Source organism: Polynucleobacter sp. GWA2_45_21, from assembly GCF_001830325.1.
Classification (GTDB): Bacteria; Pseudomonadota; Gammaproteobacteria; order Burkholderiales; family Burkholderiaceae; genus Polynucleobacter.
In genome coordinates this window covers 1-22,924 of the sequence record NZ_MHZG01000009.1, presented here as the reverse complement: position 1 = coordinate 22,924, position 22,924 = coordinate 1, and the positions used below count along the sequence as shown (strand labels likewise).

Below are 22,924 nucleotides of genomic sequence, written 5' to 3'. Positions count from 1 at the left end.
GACTATGAGTATTAGCGTCAACACCATGCGCGCCATTGACCATTGGGTTGGTGTGCCACTTTGCGCAGTAGCGAGCCCAGTAGTTGCTCTGATTGATGGCATCAAGAATATATTTAGCCGCGGTCCAAGTGAGCCGCGTAAATTACTCTTTATTGAGTTATCCGAGATGGGTAGCGCAATCTTAGTTGACCCAGCCATGCGCAATGCACAGGCTCGTGGTGCTGAATTATTTTTCCTCATCTTTAAAAGCAATCGTGCCAGCCTCACATTACTAAATACCGTCAAACCAGAGAATATTTTTACGATTGACTCTTCAAGCTTGGGCGGATTAATTAAAGACACGCTCAAATTTTTACTGGTGGCTCGCAAGCATCGTATTGATACGGTGATTGATTTAGAGCTTTTCTCTCGCTTTACTGCACTACTTACCGGCCTTTGTGGTGCTCGTCGTCGCGTGGGTTATCACATCTTTCATGGTGAAGGTTTGTGGCGTGGCTTCATGCTGACTCGCAAAGTTCATTACAACCCACACATCCACATTACCAAGAATTTCCTCTCCCTCATTCATGCTGCATTTGCCAAAGAGATTGAAGTGCCTTTTAGCAAAATACATATTGCAGATTCAGAGGTCCGCTTAGAACAAGCAGTGATTGATTCGACAGCATTGAGCAAGGTTCGTGAGCGTATTGAGAAGCTCAGTGAAACTTTTGGTATTCAATTTAAGCAAGGTGGGCAACGTCTGATTTTGGTCAATCCCAATGCCAGCGATTTATTGCCACAAAGACGCTGGGCACAACAGCGCTTCTCGGAACTAATTCAAAGCTTGAATCAGCTTTATCCCAATGATCTTATTTTGATCACGGGCTCTCCTGCCGAATTTGAGTATGTTGAAAAAGTCCGCGCAGTTGCTAACGTTAAAAATGCACTGAACTTTGCTGGCCAAGTGAGCTTCGCAGAACTGCCACCGCTCTACACACTGTCAGATGTGATGGTGACCAATGATTCTGGGCCCGGTCATTTCTCTGCGGTTACTCCACTGCGCACAGTCGTCCTGTTTGGACCAGAAACTCCAGCACTCTATGGCTCTGTTGGCAAGTCAATTGCAATCACGGCCAACCTAGCGTGCTCACCCTGCGTCAGTGCCGCCAATCATCGCAAGACACCATGCCATGACAACGTGTGCATGCAAGCAATTACTGTAGCTCAAGTAGTAGAAAAAATGGTCCATCAGCTCAATGAAGCTGATCAAGAGCGAGCACGCTAATTAGAATGGTTGAGCAGCGCAAATCGATTTTTGCTATCGCATCCATTTGGGTTTGGTGCATTCCAATTCTGCCGCTTGGCCTAGCAATTGCCATTTACTTTGGTGAGCTGCAAACTCCCACGTTTTTATTTGTCAATCGCTATACCCAGCTTCTGCCTGACACCCTATGGTCTTGGCTTACCTTTATTGGTAATGGCTGGGGTATTTTTGCTTTGTGCTTCCCTCTCTTGGTACTAGCACCTCGATTGCTCTACGCCGGACTACTAGCATCTCTCATTGGTGGTGCTTTTAGTCAAATCATCAAACCTTTTTTAGCGCTTCCTCGTCCTGCCGGAGTCTTGGCTTTAGAAGATTTTTATCGCATAGGTGAGCCTTTACTGCATAGAGCAATGCCATCAGGTCACACGATTACTGCTTTTGCAGTTGTTTCTGGAATCTACTTTGCCAGCGATCGAAATAACAGGTCTTCTTTATGGTGGATCTTTATCATTGCTGGCTTTGCTGGCTTATCTCGAAATGCGCTTGGCGCTCACTGGCTAACTGATGTCTTGGCGGGTTCCGCTATTGGACTATGGTCTGGAATGCTTGGGGCGGGGCTGGCCAGATTAATTCCAGAGGCGAAACTAGCCGCCAATCAAATCGGGCCACGCCTACTTGCTATTGGTGGGCTTGCCACGATCTATGTACTTCTCACCCAAACTCTAGACTCAGAGCTCAATCAATCCTTGCAATACGCTTGCGTAGCATTAATCAGTATTACTCTAGCTTTATTTATTAAAGCGCAAAAACCTAGGGCTATCTAAGATGTTTAGTTATCGCCATGCTTTTCATGCGGGTAGTCATGCCGATATCCTGAAACATCTTGTGATGATGCATTTGGTGGAGTATCTACAAGAAAAACCAGGCGCCCTGACCATTGTCGACACCCATGCTGGTGCTGGTATCTATAGTCTGATTGACGGGTTTGCGGCAGTTAGCAAAGAAGCATATCAAGGCATTTATCGCTTAGCCAAATTTGCAGAGACTAATCCTGTAAGTCCAGGCATTACCAATTATCTCGAGTGTATTCGGGCCGAGAATGCTGGCGATGAGATCACGATCTATCCAGGCTCCCCATTTATTTTGGCACGATTACTGAGAACACAAGACCGCTTGAAGCTTTTTGAGTTGCATCCCAAAGAGATTGATATCTTGCGCCACAATATCAGCGAGCTTAAGCAATCAAGGCAAATTGATATCTTTGCAGATGACAGTTTTGCGAGATTAAAAGGATTGATGCCGCCACCTAGTAGGCGTGGACTTGTTTTGATTGACCCCTCTTACGAGGATAAGCAAGACTACCGTTATCTCGAAACTACGATGGAAGAAGCGCTACATCGCTTTGCCACTGGATGTTATGCAATCTGGTATCCATGTCTCTCTAGACGAGAATCAGCAGCCCTACCCGATCACATGAAAAAGATTGCGGCAGCCCATAAACGCTCTTGGTTGCATGTTGAGTTGCGGGTCGAGAATGCACCTAAAGAACGTCGACTTCAGGCTAGTGGCATGTTCATCATCAACCCACCATGGACCTTAGAAAAGCAATTGGCTGAAAGTCTGCCCATTCTGGTTAAAGCGCTGGGGCAAGATGGTGGCGCTGGATTTGTTTTAAAGAGTTTTGAGGCTTAAGTCTTAAACCTCAGGGCATTACTCCTGGACTTGAATCATCACTTCATTGCGACGCATAAAAGGTAAAGTCCAAGGCGGGTTGTAGCGTGCAAACTGCGGCTCTCCTCTTGGCTTTAAATTCTTGGTCTGCATCCAGTCTCGCAGTGCTTGAGTTTTTTCTTTGACCTTCTCTTCGTTATAAAAGCCAGAAAAAGCAATTACTGCCTTATTTTCTGCGGGCAACTCTCTTATTTTGACTTGCGGATCTAATGGTTTTGGCAAGCTAGCTAAGGTGTACTCTGCAGGCATGACAAACGATACCGTCCATTGATTGCCTGCATTTTCAGAAGACTTGCTGCTCTCAATTCCTACGGGAGCAGTCATGGCAATTTTTTCAGATACCTGATTTTTTCCAAAAATAAAGGCGGCAATCAAGCGAAACCCTTGATTGGATGCGGCATCCAAATCACCGTCTACCTTAACTTCCGCCACAATCTGAGGTGCATAGGCACGCAATTCAAATGGCTCAGATTTCCCTAGAAGAGTGTATTTTGGTTCTTCGGTTGCCATTGCAGCGCTCGCAATCAATATGCTGGTGAGAAATACCAAAACTCGCAAGGAGATATCCTTAATTTGAAATAACTACCACTGAGACTGAATAGTAAAACCCGAGCTATCGTATTGAATGTGTGCTTGCGCACCTACTGGCAAAGTCAGTTTTTCAGCTTGATGCCCAAAAGGTAATCCGGTCAATATCGGGATATTGTCAGGAAGACGTTTACGAATAGCCTCAATTGCACTTTCCAGGGTGTAACCACGGTCATTATCGTAAAGACGGTATGCCGAGAATCCACCTAATAGTATGGCGTTTTGATTGCTCAATATACCCGCATCCAATAATTGCATCAACATGCGCTCAATTCGGTAGGGGTGCTCATTGACATCCTCTAGAAACAAAATGCCGCCTTGAGTTTGCTCTTTGCTTGGCAAGTATGGTGTTCCTACTAGACCCGCCAGCACTGTTAAGTTACCACCCCAAAGCATTCCGGAAATTTGGCCTGCGACAGAATGTTTTAAGAAGGGTTGATTGGTTTTAATGGTGCAATCTAATTTACGCTCATGAATGGCTTTTTGGAAATGTGTCCACATGAATGTATTGGGAGCAACTCCCTTGCCCTGTTCACCCTGACAAGCAAAATCAAAATTGAGCATAGGGCCCGCTAAAGTGACTGCGCCAGTCTTTGCCAATAAACCCAATTGGAAGACTGTGAAATCACTGTGCCCACAAATCTGCAGACCATTCTTGACAGCATTGGCAATCGCATCCCACTGAATATCTGGGAGCAGGCGATGCAATCCATAACCACCGCGCATAGCAACAACAGTAACTTCGGGAGAGAGCTTGGCGAGTTGATTGATTTCAGCTAAACGCTCAGCATCGGCGCCAGCAAAACGTTGCTCAACACGGTCTACACAAGCCGTATTGAGAACTTCAATACCCTGCTTTTGCAACCACTGGATTCCTTGTAATGGACTGCGAGTATCTAGACTAGTCCCTGAAGGAGCAATCAAATGAATTTGCTTCAACGCCGCTCCTTAAAAAAATCTCGCAGTATCTGACCACACTCTTCACCCATGATGCCACCTTCAACCTGCGTCTGGTGATTAATCTGTTTTTCTGAGAATATATTGAGCACGCTTCCTGCGGCACCCGTTTTAGGATCAGTTGCACCAAATACAACACGATCAACCCGAGCATGCAGCATAGCTCCAGCACACATAGTACAAGGCTCTAAGGTGACATACAGAGTAGTGCCTGGTAGCCGGTAATTAGATTCATCCTGGGCTGCAGCGCGCAAGGCCATCATCTCGGCATGGGCACTAGGATCGCTATTGGTAATGGGTTGATTAAAACCAGTTGATATAACCTGACCATCACGAACCAATACAGCGCCGACCGGCACTTCACCAGCAAGCGCAGCGAGCTTAGCTTGATCCAAAGCTTGCTGCATAAATTGGCGATCAAGCTCTGCTTGCATATTACTTCTTAAGAATGAGAAACGTCAGCCCAACAATTGGGGGTTTCATAAAGACGAATGGATGCCAGCTTGAGCCGACCATCAAAGGCTTTTTCAAAAACAGGTTGCAGAACCCTAAAGGCTGCACTAGCTAAGTTTTCAACAGTAGGAACATGCTCCATCACTACCGTCTTATGATTCGGAATAGAGTTTAAATAATCCACTAATCCAGCATCTTCTTTGGCGACCAAAAATGCGTGATCCCAAGGCTCCACTACGTATTGATTAGTGAGACGCTTGATATCTCCAAAATCTAAGACCATGCCATCGTCTGCCTTGCCTGGATGATCCGCAATCACTCCGGTCAGCGTGACTTCAATGGCATAGCGATGGCCATGCAAATGACGGCACTGGCCATCATGATTCGGAATGCGGTGACCCGAGTCAAACTCAAGTCTACGGGTAATGGAGATGGCTTCTTGCTTGTTGGTCATGATTGCTTTTCTAAATACTTAAATATTGCTTGATAACGCTACTATCGGATACCGATCATTTTATGGGTCTGAACACTCAAACGCCACAAAGGTCGCTTTTGACAGAGGCGAACTGCCAGTGCGAGGTTTTCTTGGAGGTTTGGACCGTCCATGGCCTGCAAGAAGCGATTGCGGTAATCCATCTTCTCAAATCGAGCCAATAAGGTCTCAATGGCAACATGACCCTGCTGAGGAATCACCAGCTTAATTTCATCAGCTTGCAAAACAATCAACTCAGAGCCGGTCTTAGGGCTGACACATACCCAATCAACGCCTTTGGGAACCTTGATCGTGCCGTTGGTCTCAATGGCAACAGTGAAGCCTTTGGCATGTAAAGCGTCGATTAAATCAGTATCGAGTTGCAACAATGGCTCACCACCAGTAAAGACAACATAACGCTGCTGTGGTCCTGCCGAAGTACTGGTCCAGACCTCCTCTATGGCGTCCGCTAATTGTGGGGCGGTTTCAAACTTGCCACCACCGACGCCATCACTTCCAACAAAGTCGGTATCGCAAAATTGGCACACTGCGGTCGCTCGATCTTCTTCGCGACCGCTCCAGAGATTGCAGCCAGCAAAACGGCAAAATACGGCTGCTCGCCCTGCATGGGCGCCCTCACCCTGAAGGGTTGGAAAGAGTTCTTTGACTGTATACATAGCTATGTGCTGATTTTAAGCGCTTTGCTTACTTCCAGGACACAAGCTCCCACTCTAAGTAATCTTCCCAGAGAGCGTTGTTCCAAAACATACCAGCCCATAAATAGCGTCCATAGCCACGTCGAATAACCCATCTGCCGATTTCTGGGGCAAACCACACATCCTCCTGGCGATAGTTAGCCACGCGAGAAAAGTCATTACTGGTGAAGTAAGGCGCCTCATTTTGATACTTCAAGACAGGGAATTGGCCTGCGGGCACGCTGACACCCTCCCACTGAAGTGCCGTTACATTTAATCCCCAGTAATAGTCGTTATCTGGGTAGCCCACGACTTGATAGCGGTCGCGATAGAAACCAGACCACCCTGGAACGAGTTGTTCAGGCCATAAGGGGAGAGGCTTCAAAAACTTTTGGGGAGGATTCCAGTGCGGATCCTGCAGGACATAACCCCAAGGTTGTTGGATTTCATCGGGGAGCTGCCCTGCTTTTAGTCCACTACGCTCAATCCGAACCTGGGGCCCAACAGAAACCACTCGCTCAGTAACAATATCTACCAACTCTTGGTTGAAGACATTGCGCACGTTGTAGACCCACTGCTGTCCTACTTGTGGCGCCCTCACCTTCGGAGGGTTAACGGGCTGAGGTAAAGGTGTTGAAGCAGGATATGGTTGACCAGATATACATGCCACTAATAAGGCTGGTATTAGCAATACAAGCAATCTTCGCATAGTGCTTATTTGTAAGAGCTGAGTTGCCATTGATAGCTGCCTTCTAGAATGACCGCGCCAATTTGCCCCTGGATTTGATAGGAGCCAGAAGCCTCACGCGCAACCCAGCGGCCAATCTGCGGAGCAAACCAAACTGATTCTTTGCGGATGCAATCTACCTTATTAGGATCTTCACTCTCATAGTTAATCAGAGTCTGAAAACGCAGTGCTACAAACTCTCCTGCAGGCACTGTAATTTTTTCCCAACCTTGCACGCTCATATACTCTTGCCAGTTCATTCCTGAATCCGAGTAACCAGCAATGCTGTACTTCGTGTTGAACTGCTTTGCCCAGGTAGTCGATAGCTGCTCAGGCCAAAGCGGTAAAGATGGACTGAAGTTGAGCAAGCGTGACCACTGAGTATCCGTGGCAACCATTCCCCATGAAGTCTGAATTTCACTAGGCAAGCGTGCGCCATCGGCAGTCATGCGATCGAGCACAATCGTGGAGCCAATATTAGAAACGCGCTCAGTAATCACATCCAGAGTTTTGCCATCAAAGATATTTTTCTTGATATAGGTCCACTCTTGCCCAATTTGTGGGGGACGAACTACTGGCAGCGGCTTTGGTTGAGCTACAGGAATGCCACGCTCATAAGAAAGTCCACCGCAAGCAACTGGAGCCAAGGCGGCTGAGACGATAAAAGTTCGACGAGATAAATTCATATTGCTACCCACAGTAATTTAAATAAATGAGTTGAATGAATAAAGTTTATACATGCTTGAGAGCTTTGGCTATATTATTGCGCCCCACTGAGGCCTTTGGAATGCCTCGAATATCAAACCACTTATGAGCATCTTCCTCAAAGCCTACGCCATGCATAAAGTTGTAAATTGCCTTTTTGAGACCAACACCAAGAAGATCATGATCGACTCCAGTGGGGTCAATAAAGGCAACATCATTCTTGGCAAAGCTAATAGGTGGCAATGGAATAAGTTCAATTCCATAGGCTGCCGGATCAAGCCCCACAGGAGAGTGAACCGTACAAGTAAACCGATGGAAGAAGCCACTCTGGATACAGCCATTTTCAAAAAGCTGACGAACGTATTCCAGTGAGTCAACTGTCTCTTGGACGGTTTGCGTTGGGAAACCATACATGAGATAGGCATGTACGAGGATTCCAGCATCTGAGAAGCCTTTGGTGACTTTGGCAACCTGCTCGACTGAAACACCTTTTTTCATCAGATCCAGGAGTCTGTCGGAGGCAACCTCTAGGCCTCCAGACATTGCAATGCAACCGCTTTGCGATAATAACTCACATAACTCGGGTGTAAACGTCTTTTCAAAGCGAATATTCCCCCACCAAGAAATCACTACCCTGCGACGTATTAATTCCTCAGCAAGGGCTTTCAATATTTTGGGTGGTGCCGCCTCATCCACAAAATGAAATCCCGTCTGACCAGTTTCTGCAACGATAGCTTCAATGCGGTCAACCAAAAGACTTGCAGAAGCAGTTTCATAACGAGAGATGTAATCCAAACTCACATCACAGAAGCTGCATTTTTTCCAATAGCAACCGTGAGCAACGGTGAGCTTATTCCAGCGCCCATCACTCCATAGGCGATGCATGGGGTTGAGCATATCTAGTAAAGATAAATAGGAATTGAGTGGCAGTCCGTCCCAAGTAGCAGTGCCGACATCCTCAAAAGGTATATCTGGCTCCTGCCAGTTGATATAACGAACTTCATTACTAGCCGTTCGGATGAATGTACGCACTAATCTTTCGGCCGAACGCTTGCCATTCAAATGCTCGAGCAGAGCAAGCAAAGGTCGCTCACCAGAATCTAGGGTGATGAAGTCCACGAAATCAAATATACGTGCATCAGTCAGCTCACGTAATTCAGTATTGACGTAGCCGCCACCAAGAGCAATTTTGATCTTAGGGTAATGCTGTTTGATGGTTTGGGCGATTCTTAATGCAGCGTACATTGCCCCAGGGAATGGCACCGAAAGCAATACCAAGCCAGGTTGATGCTTTTCGATCGAGGACTTTGTTAAATCTTGCAAATGCAAATCCATCAATGTTGGGCTTGCCGCTAGAGCATCCGCCAAAGGCGTAAACGTAGGCTGACTACCTGCCAAAGATTCCGCATAGCGAACAAACCCAAAGCGCTCATCTACCGCATCACGCAGGACATCGGATAAATCATTGAGATAGAGAGTGGATAGATGACGCGCCCGATCTTGAGAACCCAGTGCACCAAATGCCCAGAACAATGAATCACCGCCCTCCTCTTCGTCATAGGCATCTAGAGATGCAAATCGCGGGCCTTCAGGCAATAAAGTACGACTGTTGATGCGATGGGCAAGAGTACTATCGCGCCCTTGCAAAAATGCAATAGCTAAAGTGATGGTGCTTTGATAATCCGCAAAGTAGTCGAGAAAGAAATTGACGCTAGCGCTACGATTTTCTTCGGGAACTTTCAACGCCTGATCTTTAATCTCCAGTAAGCCCTGTGGAGTAAAGAAGCCTAGAACCAAGGCCAAGGCCAAATCCTCTTGAACAGCGTCAAAACCTCGTGAGCGCAGAAATCCAGTGAGATAGGCAGTTGATGGATACGGCGTATTAAGCTGCGTCATCGGTGGAATGAGGCTGAGAATCTTCATGCTGCTTGAGTCCGTTTCTCACTCAGGGATTCTAATATCTCCAACTCCTCAGAAGTAAAACCAGCTTGCTCACGCGCATCAAAATTAAATGGCCCCCTCAAAGTGGGTGCACGGTATTTTTCGGCCAACTCTCGATAAGTCGCAATTGGGGATAGGTTGTCATTGGCACACAAGAAGTTAAACCAGCGATTACCAACAAGCACATGCCCAATCTCATCATGGAGAATGATCTCCAGAATTTCTACAGCGCGCTCATCTTTGATTTGTTTAAACCGATCCCGAATCTCTGGAACCGCATCAAGACCTCTAGCCTCCATTGTTCGAGGAACCAAGGCCATCCGCGCAATCACTGAATCTGTTGTTCTCTCGACCATCTCCCACAAACTATTGTGAGCCGGGAAATCACCATAGCAAAACCCAAAGGTTTTTAAATGGTCATTAATCAAACCAAAATGGTAGGCCTCTTCTTTTGCGACCCTAAGCCAATCTTCGTAATAAGCCTGAGGCATATTTGGAAATCTCCAAATAGCATCTAAGGCTAAATTCATGGCATTAAATTCGATATGCGCCAAGGAGTGCCAAAGAATCGCCCTGCCCTCAACCGTATCCATTTTTCTTTTGGGAACAAATTTGGGTGCAACTAAGTCTGGTTTAGCAGGTCGTCCAGGGAGGCAATGATTTTGACTATTAAGCTTGCTAGAAGGAGTTATAGCAATACGTCCGGCTTGATGCTCAGCAAACAAATTAGCTAACTGGCTAACCTTGGACTGCACATCGGTATTTGCCAGTATTGCGAGGGAGGCTTCACGCAACTCAAGCATAGGAGACTGTAGAGTGTTGGGCGCCATCAATCGAGTAGGCCACGATCAGTAGCTGGCTGTTGTGAAACTTTGAAGATGAGCCACAAGGCGAATAAATGAACTAAAGCAACCAGGATATTGCTAATGACTACCGGGTTTGTGAAGTTGCCTACTGTAAATGGCGTTGTTAATTTATAGAGCACCTGAACCAGAAGCAAAGGCGCAACCAGCATTGGCAAAGGGTTGATTAGTAAGCCCAGCGATACCAGCAATATAGAACCGTAGATAGATAAAAGAATGCCTCTTGCAGGGCTAGCCGGACCATAGCCATGCTCAACCCAAGATGCATTCGAAATAAGACCAATGCAGACGGGAATCAAGACTACCACATTAATGATGAGGGAGATATAAATCATCCTCTTCATTGGCGTTATTCCCACTCGATAGTTGCTGGAGGTTTTCCGCTAATGTCGTAGACCACGCGATTGATGCCGCGCACTTCGTTAATAATGCGATTGGATACCTTGCCCAGCAAATCATGAGGCAAGTGAGCCCAGTGCGCAGTCATAAAGTCTTGGGTTTGAACGGCTCTGAGCGCAACAACGTATTCATAGGTTCTGCCATCACCCATAACGCCAACAGATTTCACTGGCAAGAACACTGCGAAGGCTTGACTGGTAAGGTCATACCAAGATTTTTGGCTTGCTTCATCAATCGTATTACGCAGCTCTTCAATAAAGATCGCGTCTGCACGCTGCAAGAGGCTAGCGAACTCTGCTTTAACTTCACCTAAGATGCGCACGCCAAGACCAGGCCCCGGGAATGGATGGCGATAGACCATCTCACGTGGCAGACCTAAAGCAACGCCGAGTTCACGCACTTCATCCTTAAATAGCTCGCGCAATGGCTCAAGCAGCTTGAGGTGCATATCTTCAGGTAGACCACCCACATTGTGATGGCTCTTAATCGTATGCGCGCCCTTCTTGCCCTTACCAGCAGACTCAATCACGTCTGGATAAATAGTTCCCTGAGCAAGCCACTTGGCATTTTGAATCTTGCCAGACTCAGTTTGAAAGATCTGAACGAATTCTTTACCAATAATTTTGCGCTTAGCTTCTGGATCCGAAACCCCAGCAAGCTCAGACATAAATTTGTCTTTAGCATCTACTCGAATTACTTTGACACCGAGATTACGAGCAAACATTTCCATCACCATGTCGCCTTCGTTCAAACGAAGCAAACCATGATCAACAAATACGCAGGTGAGTTGCTCACCAATCGCACGATGGATTAATGCGGCCGCTACGCTAGAGTCAACGCCGCCAGATAAACCAAGAATAACTTCTTCATCGCCAACTTGTTTGCGAATATGCTCAACTGCTTCGCTTATGTAGTCACCCATCACCCAATCTGGTTTGCACTGACAGATCTCATGTACAAAGCGACTCAAAATAGCCTCGCCTTGTAAGGTGTGAGTTACTTCTGGATGGAACTGAAATGCATAGAAACGGCGCTCTTCATCAGCCATACCTGCAATAGGGCAAGACTCTGTTGAAGCCATTAACTTAAATGCTGGTGGCAGTGTAGTAACTGAATCACCATGACTCATCCACACTTTGAGAATGCCGTGGCCCTCGCTCGTAGAGAAGTCTTGAATACCTTTAAGCAAATTGGTATGGCCATGAGCGCGTACCTCTGAGTAACCAAACTCGCGGGCCTTACCTAAGGACTCAGCAGAAGCAACCGCACCACCCAATTGGGTTGCCATGGTTTGCATGCCGTAGCAAATACCAAGAACAGGTACGCCTAATTCAAAAACGATTTGTGGTGCGCGAGGACTCCCCTCTTCAGTAACGGAACTTGGCCCACCAGAAAGAATGATGCCTTTACCACCCTGCTCTTGAATGAACTTACGAATAAATTCTGGATCGCAATCGTAGGGATGGATTTCAGAATAGACACGCGCATCACGCACTCGTCTGGCAATTAATTGGGTGACTTGTGAACCAAAGTCGAGAATCAGTATTTTGTCGTGCACGAAAGGATTACCTTAAATTCAGCCTGCTTTTACTTCTTAGTCAATGTGGTAATTCGGGGCTTCCTTCGTGATCTTCACATCATGAACGTGTGACTCGCGTACACCCGCTGAAGTGATTTCCACAAAATTCGCTTTTTCATGAAGCTCATCAATCGTCTTGCAACCCAAGTAACCCATTGAAGAACGGATACCACCAGTCAGTTGATGCAAGATGGCAAGGACACTACCTTTGTAAGGCACTTGACCTTCAATACCCTCAGGTACGAGCTTCTCGGCATTGGCTGCACTGATATCACTTTGGAAGTAACGATCTGCAGAACCATCAGCCATCGCACCTAAAGAACCCATGCCGCGATAGCTCTTGTATGAACGACCTTGATACAAGAATACTTCACCAGGAGCCTCTTCAGTTCCAGCAAACATACCACCCATCATGACGGAGCTTGCTCCAGCAGCTAAAGCTTTTGCAACATCTCCAGAGTAACGTACACCGCCGTCAGCAATTAATGGAATGCCTGTGCCCTTGAGTGCAGCAGCCACATTCACAATCGCGCTAATTTGAGGAACGCCTACGCCTGCAACAATTCGGGTTGTGCAAATAGAGCCCGGGCCAATACCTACCTTCACGCCATCAGCACCATGATCGGCCAACGCTCTAGCGGCATCGCCAGTAGCAATGTTTCCGCCAATGACTTGCACGTGAGGATAATTTTTCTTAACCCATTTGACGCGATCTAAAACACCTTGGCTATGTCCATGAGCGGTATCAACCACAATCACATCAACGCCTGCACGAACTAAAAGCTCAATTCGCTCATCGTTGTCAGGACCTACGCCAACAGCTGCACCAACGCGCAATTTACCTTCGCTATCTTTACAAGCATTTGGATGCTCGGTAGCTTTCAAAATATCTTTAACCGTGATGAGGCCGCGCAATTCAAACTTGTCGTTGACTACTAGCACGCGCTCTAAGCGATGCTGACTCATTAAGCGCTTCGCTTCTTCTAGCGAGCAACCTTCTTTAACCGTAATCAAGCGCTCACGTGCAGTCATCTTGGATTTCACTGGCGCATCTAAGTCTTCTTCAAAGCGCAAGTCGCGGTTAGTAATAATTCCCACTACTTCTTTACCGGTCAGCACTGGGAATCCAGAGAAACCATGCTCACGAGAAAGTTGGATTACTTGACGAAGCGTGGCATCGGGACCTACCGTAATCGGATCGCGCAAAATGCCGGATTCGTAACGCTTGACCTTGGCCACTTCCCTAGCCTGTTCAGCGGGCTTGAGATTTTTGTGAACAATACCAATACCACCCTCACTAGCCATGGCAATAGCCAAACGACCTTCAGTGACGGTATCCATCGCAGCGGACACCAATGGTGTATTGAGTGAAATATCTCGAGTTAACTTACTTGCCAAGCTGGCATCTCGAGGAAGTACCGAAGAATAAGCCGGTACGAGGAGCACATCGTCAAAAGTGAGTGCTTTTTGAATGAGTCGCATGCAAAACCCCTAGTCGCAAAAACCGATTATAGCCTCCTAGCCTTTCTTTTAGCTGCGGCAGCCTGGAATTTGGCATCTTGGTTCTGGTTAGCCTTCTTGCGGCGGACAGCCTTAGGGTCGACTAGAAGAGGTGAATACAGCTCCAGACGATCACCGTCGTAAATAGGACTATCCCAGTCCTTGCGCTTGCCAAAGACGCCAAAACAGCCTTTTCTAGCCAAGACAGGATCATCGGGGCCTTGAGCGATTCCGGCTTTCACCAAGGTTAGACCCACTGTGGGAGCCTCAGAGGGCGATAAATGGAGCGTAAAGGGGTTTAATTTGGGCTCACCTAGGCGCGCATCGCAAATCAAAATTTTCATAGACTTACTTACCATCCAGGTCTTCAGCCCGTTTGACGAAGCAATCTACAAAGGTGCCAGCTATATGGCCAAATACTGGGCCAATGATCTTATCGAGGATGAGGCTCTTAAACTCCCAATAGAGTTTAAATTCCACCTTACAGGCATCCTCCTTAAGGGGGATAAAGTTCCATTGCCCAGAAAAATGCTTGAATGGCCCATCTACAAAGACCATATCGATGGTTTCAGGGCGGTGGTTGATGTTTCGAGTATGAAAGTACTGATCAATGCCCTTAAAGTGGATATTGATTTTGGCATCCAAAACAGTCTCGGTTTGCTCAAAAATTTCCACGCCGCCGCACCAGGGCAAGAACTCTGGGTAACGTGCAACGTCAGTGACTAAGCCATACATGCGGTCGGCTGATTGGCCAATTAAAACGGTCTTGTAGACGTCTGCCATAATCGATCTTGAGAAGCTAAATAAATATGAGTATCGTCGATAACAAAAAAGCCTTCTTCGATTATTTTATCGAGGAACGGTTCGAGGCAGGACTGGTTCTGGAAGGCTGGGAAGTAAAAGCCATTCGCGCCGGTCGAGTCCACATTAAAGAAGCGTATGTTGTCATCCGTCGGGCGGAGCTATTCCTAATCGGCTGCCATATTACCCCCCTGCTATCAGCCTCCACTCATATTGTTCCCGACAGTACCCGTACCCGCAAACTCTTGCTAAATGCCATTGAGATTAAAAAGCTTATCGGTAAAGTGGAGCAAAAGGGCTACACCCTCGTCCCACTAAATCTGCATTTCTCCAAAGGAAATGTGAAGTGTGAAATTGGGCTGGCTCGAGGCAAGAAACAGCACGACAAACGCGCAGCAACCAAAGAGCGCGAATGGGAAGTCCAAAAAGGACGAATTGCTAGAGGCGACTTGAACGCCTAAGACCTGGAGTAGGCTACTTAGCCATTAATGCACCAATAAAGTGCATATAGCACCAAGCTGCCACATTCCCACCATAGCAGTTAACCCCGAAGGCATTAGTTTGTAACTATGAAATTGCCTTTTGATGAAATGCTCGACGCCAGCGGAAAAGCGCGTCCCCATTACCAAGTTTTCCATAACTGGCTTAAGCAGCAAAGCGATACCCTCATGGGCCTCAAGCGCGCTGAAGCTGATCTCATCTTCCGACGAGTTGGCATTACCTTTGCTGTCTATGGAGACGATCTTGGATCTGAGAGAACTATTCCCTTCGATCAAGTGCCCCGAATCTTTACCGCCAAAGAATGGGAGCAGCTCGAAGCCGGTCTTCGTCAACGGGTTAAAGCGCTCAATCGCTTTATCTATGACGTATATCACGAAGAAGAAATCATCAAAGCGGGGATCATTCCAGCTGAGCAAATTTATAACAACGCGCAATATCGTCCAGAGATGCGTAACGTTAGTGTGCCGCGAGATATCTACGCCCAGATCGCTGGAATTGATATCGTGCGCGCTGGCGAAGGCGAGTTCTACGTTCTAGAAGATAACTTACGCGTTCCATCTGGCGTCTCTTACATGGTTGAAGACCGCAAGATGATGATGCGCCTCTTCCCAGATCTATTTCAGAAATATCGAGTTGCACCCGTCGAGCACTACCCTGATTTTCTATTGGAATGTCTCAAGTCCGTTAAACCCGATGATGTCAAAAAACCCAATGTCGTCGTGCTCACACCGGGCATGTATAACTCCGCCTATTTTGAGCATAGCTACCTTGCACAGCAAATGGGCGTTGAGTTGGTTGAAGGCAAAGATTTGTTTGTAAAGAACGAGCAAGTCTTTATGCGCACTACTCAAGGTCCTGAGCGTGTGGATGTGATTTATCGCCGCGTTGATGATGATTTCTTGGATCCGCTCGCATTCCGCTCTGACTCCACATTGGGGGTTGCCGGATTACTCTCTGCACATCGTGCGGGCAATGTAACCTTAGCTAATGCTATTGGTACTGGCATCGCTGATGACAAGTCAATCTACCCTTACGTACCAGACATGATTGAGTTCTATTTGGGCGAGAAACCGATTCTGAATAATGTGCCGACCTTTCAATGTCGTAAGCCAGATGATCTCGCATATACCTTGGCTAATTTAGACAAGTTGGTGGTGAAGCTAACCCATGGTGCTGGTGGCTATGGCATGTTGGTTGGACCAGCCTCCACCAAGGCAGAGATCGAAGAATTCCGCGGTCATCTGATTGCCAATCCAGATAAATACATTGCACAACCAACCCTCGCACTCTCCACTTGCCCAACTTTTGTTGAGTCTGGTGTTGCGCCACGCCATATTGATTTACGGCCATTTGTTTTATCAGGAAAAACAATCAAGATGGTTCCGGGTGGTCTTACTCGTGTTGCCCTCAAAGAAGGCTCTTTAGTTGTGAACTCCTCACAGGGTGGCGGCACTAAAGACACCTGGGTTCTAGAAGAATAAAGGGGATAAGTAAATATGTTGAGTCGCACCGCTGATTGCCTTTACTGGATGGCCCGCTACACAGAGCGAGCAGAAAATACTGCCCGTATGCTGGACGTCAATCACCAAACTTCCCTACTCCCGCAGCCTGCAGAGTTTTTAGAACAAAGTTGGAAGAAGCTACTCACCATCTCGAAGCTCGAAGAATCGTTCTTGATGAAATACGACGTAGTCACTCGTGAGAATGTCTTGGATTTCATGATCTATGAAACCAGCAATCCTTCCAGCATCGTGTCTTGTCTATTTGCCGCCCGTGAAAATGCTCGCGTTATTCGAGGCAAGATTACCTCTGAAGCATGGGAGACTCAAAACACGACTTGGTTAGAGTTGCAACGTATTCTGGAAGCGCGTACTCAAGCTGACCCCAGCAGATTACTGGAATGGGTGAAGCATCGCTGCCACCTCTTTAGGGGCGTTATGCATGGCACCATGCTCAAGAACGAAGCCTTCTACTTTATGAATGTTGGCACCCTACTAGAAAGAGCTGATAACACTGCACGTATTTTAGAAACTAAGTATGAGGGCCAAGCCGCACTGAAGCGATTGAGTGCGAATAAAAAAGGTAAGGCGGTTGATGGCGATGTTGCAGAAGCTATCGATGGAGCAGATGGCAACTTCTTTGATTTTTATCACTGGGCCGCTCTACTTCGCTCTGTCTCTGCTTTTGAGATCTATCGGCAGATCTACTCTGATCAAGTAACCCCCAAGCAAGTAGCGCAACTCTTGATTTTCAATAAGCAAATGCCACGCTCATTGGTGTGCTGTGTCAATGAGCTTATTCCTCTGATTGCAGAGATGAAGAACCAGCAATCCAAAGAAATTGAACGCCTGCTTGGTAAGCTCAAGGCAAGTCTTGATTACTCCGATATTGATGAGGTCTTCTCGCAGGGCTTAGAAGAGTTCATTGAAGAGTTCTTAGAGCGCATCAATCATATTGCTGATGAATTCAGTAACGCCTACCTCATACCATTAGCTGTAGCTTAAAGATCACCATGCACCTGAAGATTCGTCACCGCACAGAATACCGCTATGAAACACCGGTACGCTACTCTATTCAAGAGTTGCGCCTCACGCCACCCGATGTGGCCGGCCAAACAATTGATAAGTGGAAAGTCAGCACACCGATTAAGGCAAGCACTTCACTTGATGCATTTGGAAACCTCTACAGCGTTTTTGTTCAAGAGAACGCATACACCTCCATGATGATTGAGGCTGAGGGCGATATTCATACTCAAGATGCTTTTGAGTTTATTGATGAGCCCAAGGCAGTTTCGCCTTACCACTTACTTCAACAAACCAACCTGACTGAACCAACAGCAGAAATGCTGGAGTATTTTGCAGACTCTCTTCCCAAGAAAAACTCAATTGATCAGGTTTTAGCCTTAGCCGCCTCAGTACAAGAGGCAATTCTGTACTCACCAGGGCAAACTAATTTTGCAACCACTGCTGCCCAATCCTTTGCCATGAAATCCGGTGTTTGCCAGGATCATGCGCACATCATGCTGGGTCTGTGTCGTGCCTCAGGCATTCCAGCGCGTTATGTCAGCGGCTATTTCTTTGCTGAAGATGCGCCTAACCTCGCAAGCCATGCCTGGATTGATTTCTGTACTGATATTGATAAAGGTCTATGGACCAGTATTGATATCACCAATGCCTGCTTTACTGATGCACGTCATATTCGCTTAGCGATTGGCCGAGACTACTACTCAGCAGCTCCGGTTAAAGGGGTTCGCTCCGGCGGAGGTGGCGAAGAGTTAAGCGCTAGCATCTCGATTACCCAAGCCAAGTAAGAGATAATCCAGAGAAATAATTAAAGGGGTTGCAGGATGACGTATTGCGTTGGGCTTTGCCTAAAGGATGGCTTGGTATTTTTATCGGATACTCGCACTAATGCGGGTGTTGATCAGATCGGCACATTTAGAAAGATGTCTTTATTCCAGAAGGATAAGGATCGCTTTTTTACCCTGATGAGCGCTGGCAATCTTGCCATTACTCAAGCCGTGAAAGAAATCCTATTACAAGGCCAACTCCTCAATGGGAAGAATTTGTGGAATGTGGAGAGCACTCACGATGCAGCCGTTGTCATTGGCGATGCCATAAAGCAAGTTTATGACCGGGATCACAAGGCGCTGGAAAAGGCTGGCATTGATTTCAATTGTAATCTGATCTTTGGTGGTCAGATTAAGGGTGAGCGTCCACGACTTTTTAACATTTATTCAGCCGGCAACTTTATTGAGGCCACGCCTGAGACTTGTTACTTCCAGATTGGTGAGTCCAAATATGGCAAGCCAATCTTAGACAGGGTTATTAGCTTTGATACCCCACTCAACTTGGCCACTAAGTGCGCCCTCATCTCCATGGATTCAACACTCAACAGTAATATCTCTGTTGGCCTGCCGCTAGACCTCATGGTTTACGAAAAGAATTCTTTGCAAGCGAGTAAGCTGGTCACGATGGATGAGTCCAACCCCTACTTCCAGATGATTCACCAATTGTGGGGCGAGAAATTACGCGCTGCATTTAATTCCATCGCGGAACCTAGCTGGTCGGGAGCAACCCCCTCCCGCTCGATTGCATCCCCTGCCAAGAAGATGGGTGCAGTGCCTATCCATCGCAATAGCAAGGTCGTAAAAAAGGTTGTTGCACCAGTTAAGGCGGTGGCTAAAGCTAGCCCAAAGAAGAAAGTGACTGCAAAAACTAAGCGTTAATTGGGTTAGCGCTCAAAAGGTGAAAGGCCTAGATTTCTCCAGGCCTTCTTGCATATTGCTAGCGATTAGCAACTCAGAGCTTAGGCTTCTGTCTTACCCAACATTTCCCAAGTAGCCACTACGCTATCCGGATTGAGGGAGATTGAAGTGATGCCCTTAGCTACCAACCAACGTGCAAAGTCTGGGTGGTCTGATGGGCCTTGACCGCAAATACCAACGTATTTGTTTTGTTTGCGGCAAGCCTCAATGGAGCGAGCAATCATGAACTCAACCGCAGGATCACGCTCATCAAAGTCAATTGCCAGCAATTCCATACCGGAGTCGCGATCTAGACCCAGTGTTAATTGAGTCATATCGTTTGAACCGATTGAGAATCCATCAAAATGCTCGAGGAATTGATCTGCCAAGATGGCGTTAGAAGGAATCTCGCACATCATGATCAGGCGCAAGCCATTGACACCACGCTTGAGACCAAACTTAGCCATCATGTCGATCACACGCTCAGCTTGCTTAATGGTACGAACAAACGGCACCATGATCTCAACGTTATCCAAGCCCATATCTTCACGAACACGCTTCATTGCAGCGCACTCTAAGGCAAAGGCTTCGCCGAAATCTGCTGATACGTAACGGGATGCGCCACGGAAACCCAGCATTGGATTCTCTTCATCCGGCTCATAGCGTGAACCGCCAATCAGTTTTTTGTACTCGTTTGACTTAAAGTCGGACAAGCGAACGATTACTGGTTTTGGATAGAAAGCAGCAGCAATTGTTGCTACACCCTCAACCAATTTATCTTCATAGAACTGACGTGGGCTAGCATAGCCACGAGCAACGCTTTCAACAGCACGCTTGAGATCGGGATCAATGTTTGGGTACTCCAATACAGCACGTGGATGTACGCCAATGTAGTTATTGATAATGAACTCGAGACGAGCCAAGCCAACACCCGCATTTGGGATTTGGCAGAAATCAAATGCCAACTGAGGATTACCAATGTTCATGGTGATCTTTACTGGGATCTCTGGCAATACGCCACGAGATACTTCAGTCACTTCAGTTTCGATCAAGCCGTCATAAATATGGCCTTCGTCACCCTCTGCGCAAGAAACCGTCACCATCATGCCGTCTTGTAAATGCTCAGTTGCATCACCGCAACCTACTACCGCAGGAACGCCTAATTCACGAGCAATAATCGCTGCGTGGCAAGTACGACCACCGCGATTAGTCACAATCGCGGAAGCGCGCTTCATGACCGGCTCCCAGTTAGGGTCAGTCATGTCCGCAACCAAGACGTCGCCTGGCTGGACACGGTCCATCTCGCTCGGATCGCGAATCACACGAACCGGGCCAGCACCAATCTTTTGACCAATCGCACGACCTTTAGCAAGGACCTTAGATGTGCCCTTGAGTTTGTAGCGCATCTCTACTTGGCCAGCAGCCTGACTCTTCACTGTCTCAGGGCGCGCTTGCAGGATATAGATACGGCCATCTTGACCATCCTTACCCCACTCGATATCCATTGGACGACCGTAGTGTTTCTCGATGATGACGGCATATTTAGCCAACTCAGTAATGTCAGCATCTTCCAGTGAAAAACGGTTGCGTTTTTCTGGAGCCACATCCACAGTCATTACCTTCTCAGCAGAACCTGCTGGGGCAAATTGCATCTGAATTAACTTAGAACCTAAAGAGCGGCGAATAATCGCCTTCTTGTCTTGTGCCAAGGTTGTTTTGAATACGTAAAACTCATCTGGGTTTACTGCACCCTGCACCACCGTCTCACCCAAGCCGTAGCTAGAGGTGATGAATACGACATCTTCAAAGCCAGATTCAGTATCCAGAGTAAACATCACTCCAGCTGCACCCAGGTCAGAGCGAACCATACGCTGGATACCAGCAGATAAGGCTACTTCAGCGTGAGCAAAGCCCTTGTGAACACGGTAGGAAATCGCACGATCGTTATACAAGGATGCAAATACTTCACGAATCTTCTTCAGAACATCGTCAATACCTTCAACGTTCAAGAAAGTTTCTTGCTGCCCAGCAAATGAAGCATCAGGCAAATCTTCTGCAGTTGCAGAGGAGCGCACTGCAAAAGAGCCTTTGCCGGAATCATCTAATTTTTTAAATGCTGTACGAATCTCTTCGTCAAGGCGTGGCTGAAATGGGGCAGTTTCAATCCAGCCACGGATCTCTTTACCAGCCTCAGCCAGAGCGCGAACATCATCAATATTGAGATTCTCCAAACGCTTCTGAATGCGCTCAGTCAAATTGTTGTGTTCTAAGAAATCACGAAATGCTAATGAGGTAGTTGCAAATCCAGTCGGCACACGAACACCTGTGGAGGACAACTGAGAAATCATTTCACCGAGTGAAGCGTTTTTACCACCGACTGACTCAACGTCAGTCATGCGGAGCTGCTCAAAAGGCAAAACATAGGCATTTGCTACATTGCTATTTTGTTGCTGTTGGTTGGACATAAAATACTCTCTAAAGATAAGGAAACTGGTCGGGCGGCCGAATACAATACGGCATACTTCATTAACTACATATTGTAGTGCTGACAACGACTTTTTAGGCCAATCTCATGTCTACCCCAGCCCGTATTGTTTTTATCGTTTCTGATGGCACCGGAATCACTGCCGAGAACTTCAGCCAGTCGATTTTGGCCCAATTTGAAGCCACTTTTAAGCACATTCGGGTACCTTTTGTGGATAGCCCTGAAAAAGCGCATGACGCAGTTTCTAGCATCAATCAGGCGGCTGCTAAATACGAGGTTCAGCCGATTGTTTTCACCACTTTGGTGAATCCCGAGCTCAATCAGATTGTTGGCAAGGCCAATGGCTTGATTTTGGACATGTTCCAGACTTTTGTGGCCCCCTTGGAGCAAGCTCTAGGTGTCAAATCGACTCATGCCATGAACCGCCTTCACCATAATGCCGATACCGAAGCCTATAAAAACCGTATTGAGGCTATTAACTACTCCCTAGCCCATGATGATGGTCAGTCAAACAAGAACCTTGCTGAGGCCGATGTCATTTTGGTGGGCATTTCTCGTGTGGGCAAAACGCCAACCAGCCTCTATTTAGCGATGCAATACGGCATGAAAGCCGCAAACTACCCCCTTATTCCTGAAGATTTTGAACGCGGGCAATTACCAAAAGATTTGATTCCCTATCGCAATAAGATTTTTGGCTTAATGATTGATGCTGAACGTTTATCGGAGATTCGTAATGAGCGACGCCCGGGCAGTAACTATGCCAAGCTAGAAAACTGTCGCTACGAAATCAATGAAGCCACCGCGATGATGAAAAAAGAATCCATTCCTTGGGTGGCAACAACCAGCAAATCGATTGAAGAGATTGCTACAACTGTATTGCAATCTATCAAGTCGGATAAAACAATACTAGGTTAGAAAAGTATTCTTCAAGGTCTGCTTTCGACCTTGATTTCAACCCGTCGATGCAACACACTACAAACTGCGTAAGCGCAAGGAGTGTTGCTCATGAAACAACGACCTCGAATCTATTACACAGCT

General features: G+C 47.0%; 24 protein-coding genes. 9 read left to right on the top strand and 15 right to left on the bottom strand.

Annotation, left to right across the window (positions count from 1 at the left end; all coding sequences use genetic code 11):
• Positions 1 to 4: 4 nt before the first annotated feature.
• The 3 genes from A2X74_RS07460 to rlmJ are packed head-to-tail and all read left to right on the top strand — an operon-like array spanning position 5 to position 2,935.
• Complete coding sequence (locus A2X74_RS07460; RefSeq protein WP_293624228.1) at positions 5 to 1,264, top strand: glycosyltransferase family 9 protein; 1,260 nt, start codon at positions 5 to 7, stop codon at positions 1,262 to 1,264.
• A gap of 5 nt (positions 1,265 to 1,269) precedes the next feature.
• Positions 1,270 to 2,067, top strand: a complete 798-nt coding sequence (locus A2X74_RS07455) for a phosphatase PAP2 family protein (RefSeq protein WP_293624229.1) — start codon at positions 1,270 to 1,272, stop codon at positions 2,065 to 2,067.
• Between the two features lies 1 nt (position 2,068).
• Entirely contained in the window at positions 2,069 to 2,935 is an 867-nt protein-coding gene (gene rlmJ, locus A2X74_RS07450) for a 23S rRNA (adenine(2030)-N(6))-methyltransferase RlmJ (RefSeq protein WP_293624231.1), read from the top strand.
• An 18-nt stretch (positions 2,936 to 2,953) separates the two neighbouring features.
• Here rlmJ and A2X74_RS07445 read toward each other — a convergent pair whose 3' ends face one another.
• The 14 genes from A2X74_RS07445 to A2X74_RS07380 all read right to left on the bottom strand — a co-directional run bounded on the left by A2X74_RS07445 (position 2,954) and on the right by A2X74_RS07380 (position 14,636).
• On the bottom strand, positions 2,954 to 3,484 hold the full coding sequence (locus A2X74_RS07445) for a heme-binding protein (protein WP_299765125.1): 531 nt from the start codon (positions 3,482 to 3,484) through the stop codon (positions 2,954 to 2,956).
• A gap of 72 nt (positions 3,485 to 3,556) precedes the next feature.
• Complete coding sequence (locus A2X74_RS07440; RefSeq protein WP_293624234.1) at positions 3,557 to 4,501, bottom strand: LD-carboxypeptidase; 945 nt, start codon at positions 4,499 to 4,501, stop codon at positions 3,557 to 3,559.
• Positions 4,498 to 4,953, bottom strand: a complete 456-nt coding sequence (tadA, locus tag A2X74_RS07435) for a tRNA adenosine(34) deaminase TadA (RefSeq protein WP_293624236.1) — start codon at positions 4,951 to 4,953, stop codon at positions 4,498 to 4,500. Before tadA ends, A2X74_RS07440 begins: the two co-directional genes overlap by 4 nt.
• An 8-nt stretch (positions 4,954 to 4,961) precedes the next feature.
• Positions 4,962 to 5,426: a 6-carboxytetrahydropterin synthase QueD gene (queD, locus tag A2X74_RS07430; RefSeq protein ID WP_293624238.1), complete on the bottom strand. Its 465-nt coding sequence runs from the start codon at positions 5,424 to 5,426 to the stop codon at positions 4,962 to 4,964.
• A gap of 41 nt (positions 5,427 to 5,467) precedes the next feature.
• Positions 5,468 to 6,121, bottom strand: coding sequence for a 7-carboxy-7-deazaguanine synthase (gene queE / locus A2X74_RS07425; RefSeq protein ID WP_293624240.1), 654 nt, complete (start codon positions 6,119 to 6,121; stop codon positions 5,468 to 5,470).
• 28 nt (positions 6,122 to 6,149) lie between these two features.
• On the bottom strand, positions 6,150 to 6,848 hold the full coding sequence (locus A2X74_RS07420; RefSeq protein ID WP_293624241.1) for a hypothetical protein: 699 nt from the start codon (positions 6,846 to 6,848) through the stop codon (positions 6,150 to 6,152).
• 5 nt (positions 6,849 to 6,853) lie between these two features.
• Entirely contained in the window at positions 6,854 to 7,552 is a 699-nt protein-coding gene (locus tag A2X74_RS07415) for a hypothetical protein (RefSeq protein WP_293624242.1), read from the bottom strand.
• 46 nt (positions 7,553 to 7,598) lie between these two features.
• Positions 7,599 to 9,494: a B12-binding domain-containing radical SAM protein gene (locus A2X74_RS07410; RefSeq protein ID WP_293624243.1), complete on the bottom strand. Its 1,896-nt coding sequence runs from the start codon at positions 9,492 to 9,494 to the stop codon at positions 7,599 to 7,601.
• Positions 9,491 to 10,342 carry a ferritin-like domain-containing protein gene (locus A2X74_RS07405; RefSeq protein ID WP_293624245.1) on the bottom strand — a complete coding sequence of 284 codons (852 nt, stop codon included), beginning with the start codon at positions 10,340 to 10,342 and terminating at the stop codon, positions 9,491 to 9,493. Before A2X74_RS07405 ends, A2X74_RS07410 begins: the two co-directional genes overlap by 4 nt.
• Positions 10,342 to 10,719, bottom strand: a complete 378-nt coding sequence (locus A2X74_RS07400; RefSeq protein WP_293624247.1) for a hypothetical protein — start codon at positions 10,717 to 10,719, stop codon at positions 10,342 to 10,344. The genes A2X74_RS07405 and A2X74_RS07400 overlap by 1 nt, the downstream gene beginning before the upstream one ends.
• A gap of 5 nt (positions 10,720 to 10,724) precedes the next feature.
• On the bottom strand, positions 10,725 to 12,332 hold the full coding sequence (gene guaA, locus A2X74_RS07395; protein WP_293624249.1) for a glutamine-hydrolyzing GMP synthase: 1,608 nt from the start codon (positions 12,330 to 12,332) through the stop codon (positions 10,725 to 10,727).
• Between the two features lie 36 nt (positions 12,333 to 12,368).
• Positions 12,369 to 13,835 (bottom strand): IMP dehydrogenase, encoded by a 1,467-nt coding sequence (guaB, locus tag A2X74_RS07390; RefSeq protein WP_293624250.1) that lies wholly within the window; start codon positions 13,833 to 13,835, stop codon positions 12,369 to 12,371.
• A gap of 26 nt (positions 13,836 to 13,861) precedes the next feature.
• A complete protein-coding gene (locus tag A2X74_RS07385; RefSeq protein ID WP_293624251.1) occupies positions 13,862 to 14,197 on the bottom strand; it encodes an RnfH family protein in 336 nt (111 codons plus the stop codon).
• Positions 14,198 to 14,201: 4 nt separating this feature from the next.
• Complete coding sequence (locus A2X74_RS07380; RefSeq protein ID WP_293624252.1) at positions 14,202 to 14,636, bottom strand: type II toxin-antitoxin system RatA family toxin; 435 nt, start codon at positions 14,634 to 14,636, stop codon at positions 14,202 to 14,204.
• A gap of 26 nt (positions 14,637 to 14,662) precedes the next feature.
• Between A2X74_RS07380 and smpB the strand changes: the two genes are divergently transcribed.
• From smpB to A2X74_RS07355, 5 genes are all read left to right on the top strand, one after another.
• Entirely contained in the window at positions 14,663 to 15,115 is a 453-nt protein-coding gene (gene smpB / locus A2X74_RS07375; protein ID WP_015421400.1) for an SsrA-binding protein SmpB, read from the top strand.
• Positions 15,116 to 15,223: 108 nt separating this feature from the next.
• Positions 15,224 to 16,636 (top strand): circularly permuted type 2 ATP-grasp protein, encoded by a 1,413-nt coding sequence (locus A2X74_RS07370; RefSeq protein WP_293624253.1) that lies wholly within the window; start codon positions 15,224 to 15,226, stop codon positions 16,634 to 16,636.
• Positions 16,637 to 16,651: 15 nt separating this feature from the next.
• On the top strand, positions 16,652 to 17,659 hold the full coding sequence (locus tag A2X74_RS07365) for an alpha-E domain-containing protein (protein ID WP_293624254.1): 1,008 nt from the start codon (positions 16,652 to 16,654) through the stop codon (positions 17,657 to 17,659).
• Between the two features lie 8 nt (positions 17,660 to 17,667).
• A complete protein-coding gene (locus A2X74_RS07360; RefSeq protein ID WP_293624255.1) occupies positions 17,668 to 18,465 on the top strand; it encodes a transglutaminase family protein in 798 nt (265 codons plus the stop codon).
• Positions 18,466 to 18,501: 36 nt separating this feature from the next.
• Positions 18,502 to 19,383, top strand: coding sequence for a proteasome-type protease (locus A2X74_RS07355; RefSeq protein WP_293624256.1), 882 nt, complete (start codon positions 18,502 to 18,504; stop codon positions 19,381 to 19,383).
• Positions 19,384 to 19,463: 80 nt separating this feature from the next.
• Here the strand turns inward: A2X74_RS07355 and ppsA are convergent, their stop codons facing one another.
• Positions 19,464 to 21,866 carry a phosphoenolpyruvate synthase gene (gene ppsA / locus A2X74_RS07350; RefSeq protein ID WP_293624257.1) on the bottom strand — a complete coding sequence of 801 codons (2,403 nt, stop codon included), beginning with the start codon at positions 21,864 to 21,866 and terminating at the stop codon, positions 19,464 to 19,466.
• Between the two features lie 107 nt (positions 21,867 to 21,973).
• Between ppsA and A2X74_RS07345 the strand changes: the two genes are divergently transcribed.
• Complete coding sequence (locus A2X74_RS07345; RefSeq protein WP_293624258.1) at positions 21,974 to 22,801, top strand: pyruvate, water dikinase regulatory protein; 828 nt, start codon at positions 21,974 to 21,976, stop codon at positions 22,799 to 22,801.
• Positions 22,802 to 22,924: the final 123 nt, after the last annotated feature.

What these genes read in the sequence shown, in the direction of transcription:
- A2X74_RS07460 (WP_293624228.1), top strand. Translation starts at nt 5, where the DNA reads ATGAGTATTAGCGTCAACACCATGCGCGCCATTGACCATTGGGTTGGT.
- A2X74_RS07455 (WP_293624229.1), top strand. Translation starts at nt 1,270, where the DNA reads ATGGTTGAGCAGCGCAAATCGATTTTTGCTATCGCATCCATTTGGGTT.
- rlmJ (WP_293624231.1), top strand. Translation starts at nt 2,069, where the DNA reads ATGTTTAGTTATCGCCATGCTTTTCATGCGGGTAGTCATGCCGATATC.
- A2X74_RS07445 (WP_299765125.1), bottom strand. Translation starts at nt 3,484, where the DNA reads ATGGCAACCGAAGAACCAAAATACACTCTTCTAGGGAAATCTGAGCCA.
- tadA (WP_293624236.1), bottom strand. Translation starts at nt 4,953, where the DNA reads ATGCAAGCAGAGCTTGATCGCCAATTTATGCAGCAAGCTTTGGATCAA.
- queD (WP_293624238.1), bottom strand. Translation starts at nt 5,426, where the DNA reads ATGACCAACAAGCAAGAAGCCATCTCCATTACCCGTAGACTTGAGTTT.
- queE (WP_293624240.1), bottom strand. Translation starts at nt 6,121, where the DNA reads ATGTATACAGTCAAAGAACTCTTTCCAACCCTTCAGGGTGAGGGCGCC.
- A2X74_RS07420 (WP_293624241.1), bottom strand. Translation starts at nt 6,848, where the DNA reads ATGCGAAGATTGCTTGTATTGCTAATACCAGCCTTATTAGTGGCATGT.
- A2X74_RS07415 (WP_293624242.1), bottom strand. Translation starts at nt 7,552, where the DNA reads ATGAATTTATCTCGTCGAACTTTTATCGTCTCAGCCGCCTTGGCTCCA.
- A2X74_RS07410 (WP_293624243.1), bottom strand. Translation starts at nt 9,494, where the DNA reads ATGAAGATTCTCAGCCTCATTCCACCGATGACGCAGCTTAATACGCCG.
- A2X74_RS07405 (WP_293624245.1), bottom strand. Translation starts at nt 10,342, where the DNA reads ATGGCGCCCAACACTCTACAGTCTCCTATGCTTGAGTTGCGTGAAGCC.
- A2X74_RS07400 (WP_293624247.1), bottom strand. Translation starts at nt 10,719, where the DNA reads ATGAAGAGGATGATTTATATCTCCCTCATCATTAATGTGGTAGTCTTG.
- guaB (WP_293624250.1), bottom strand. Translation starts at nt 13,835, where the DNA reads ATGCGACTCATTCAAAAAGCACTCACTTTTGACGATGTGCTCCTCGTA.
- A2X74_RS07385 (WP_293624251.1), bottom strand. Translation starts at nt 14,197, where the DNA reads ATGAAAATTTTGATTTGCGATGCGCGCCTAGGTGAGCCCAAATTAAAC.
- A2X74_RS07380 (WP_293624252.1), bottom strand. Translation starts at nt 14,636, where the DNA reads ATGGCAGACGTCTACAAGACCGTTTTAATTGGCCAATCAGCCGACCGC.
- smpB (WP_015421400.1), top strand. Translation starts at nt 14,663, where the DNA reads ATGAGTATCGTCGATAACAAAAAAGCCTTCTTCGATTATTTTATCGAG.
- A2X74_RS07370 (WP_293624253.1), top strand. Translation starts at nt 15,224, where the DNA reads ATGAAATTGCCTTTTGATGAAATGCTCGACGCCAGCGGAAAAGCGCGT.
- A2X74_RS07365 (WP_293624254.1), top strand. Translation starts at nt 16,652, where the DNA reads ATGTTGAGTCGCACCGCTGATTGCCTTTACTGGATGGCCCGCTACACA.
- A2X74_RS07360 (WP_293624255.1), top strand. Translation starts at nt 17,668, where the DNA reads ATGCACCTGAAGATTCGTCACCGCACAGAATACCGCTATGAAACACCG.
- A2X74_RS07355 (WP_293624256.1), top strand. Translation starts at nt 18,502, where the DNA reads ATGACGTATTGCGTTGGGCTTTGCCTAAAGGATGGCTTGGTATTTTTA.
- ppsA (WP_293624257.1), bottom strand. Translation starts at nt 21,866, where the DNA reads ATGTCCAACCAACAGCAACAAAATAGCAATGTAGCAAATGCCTATGTT.
- A2X74_RS07345 (WP_293624258.1), top strand. Translation starts at nt 21,974, where the DNA reads ATGTCTACCCCAGCCCGTATTGTTTTTATCGTTTCTGATGGCACCGGA.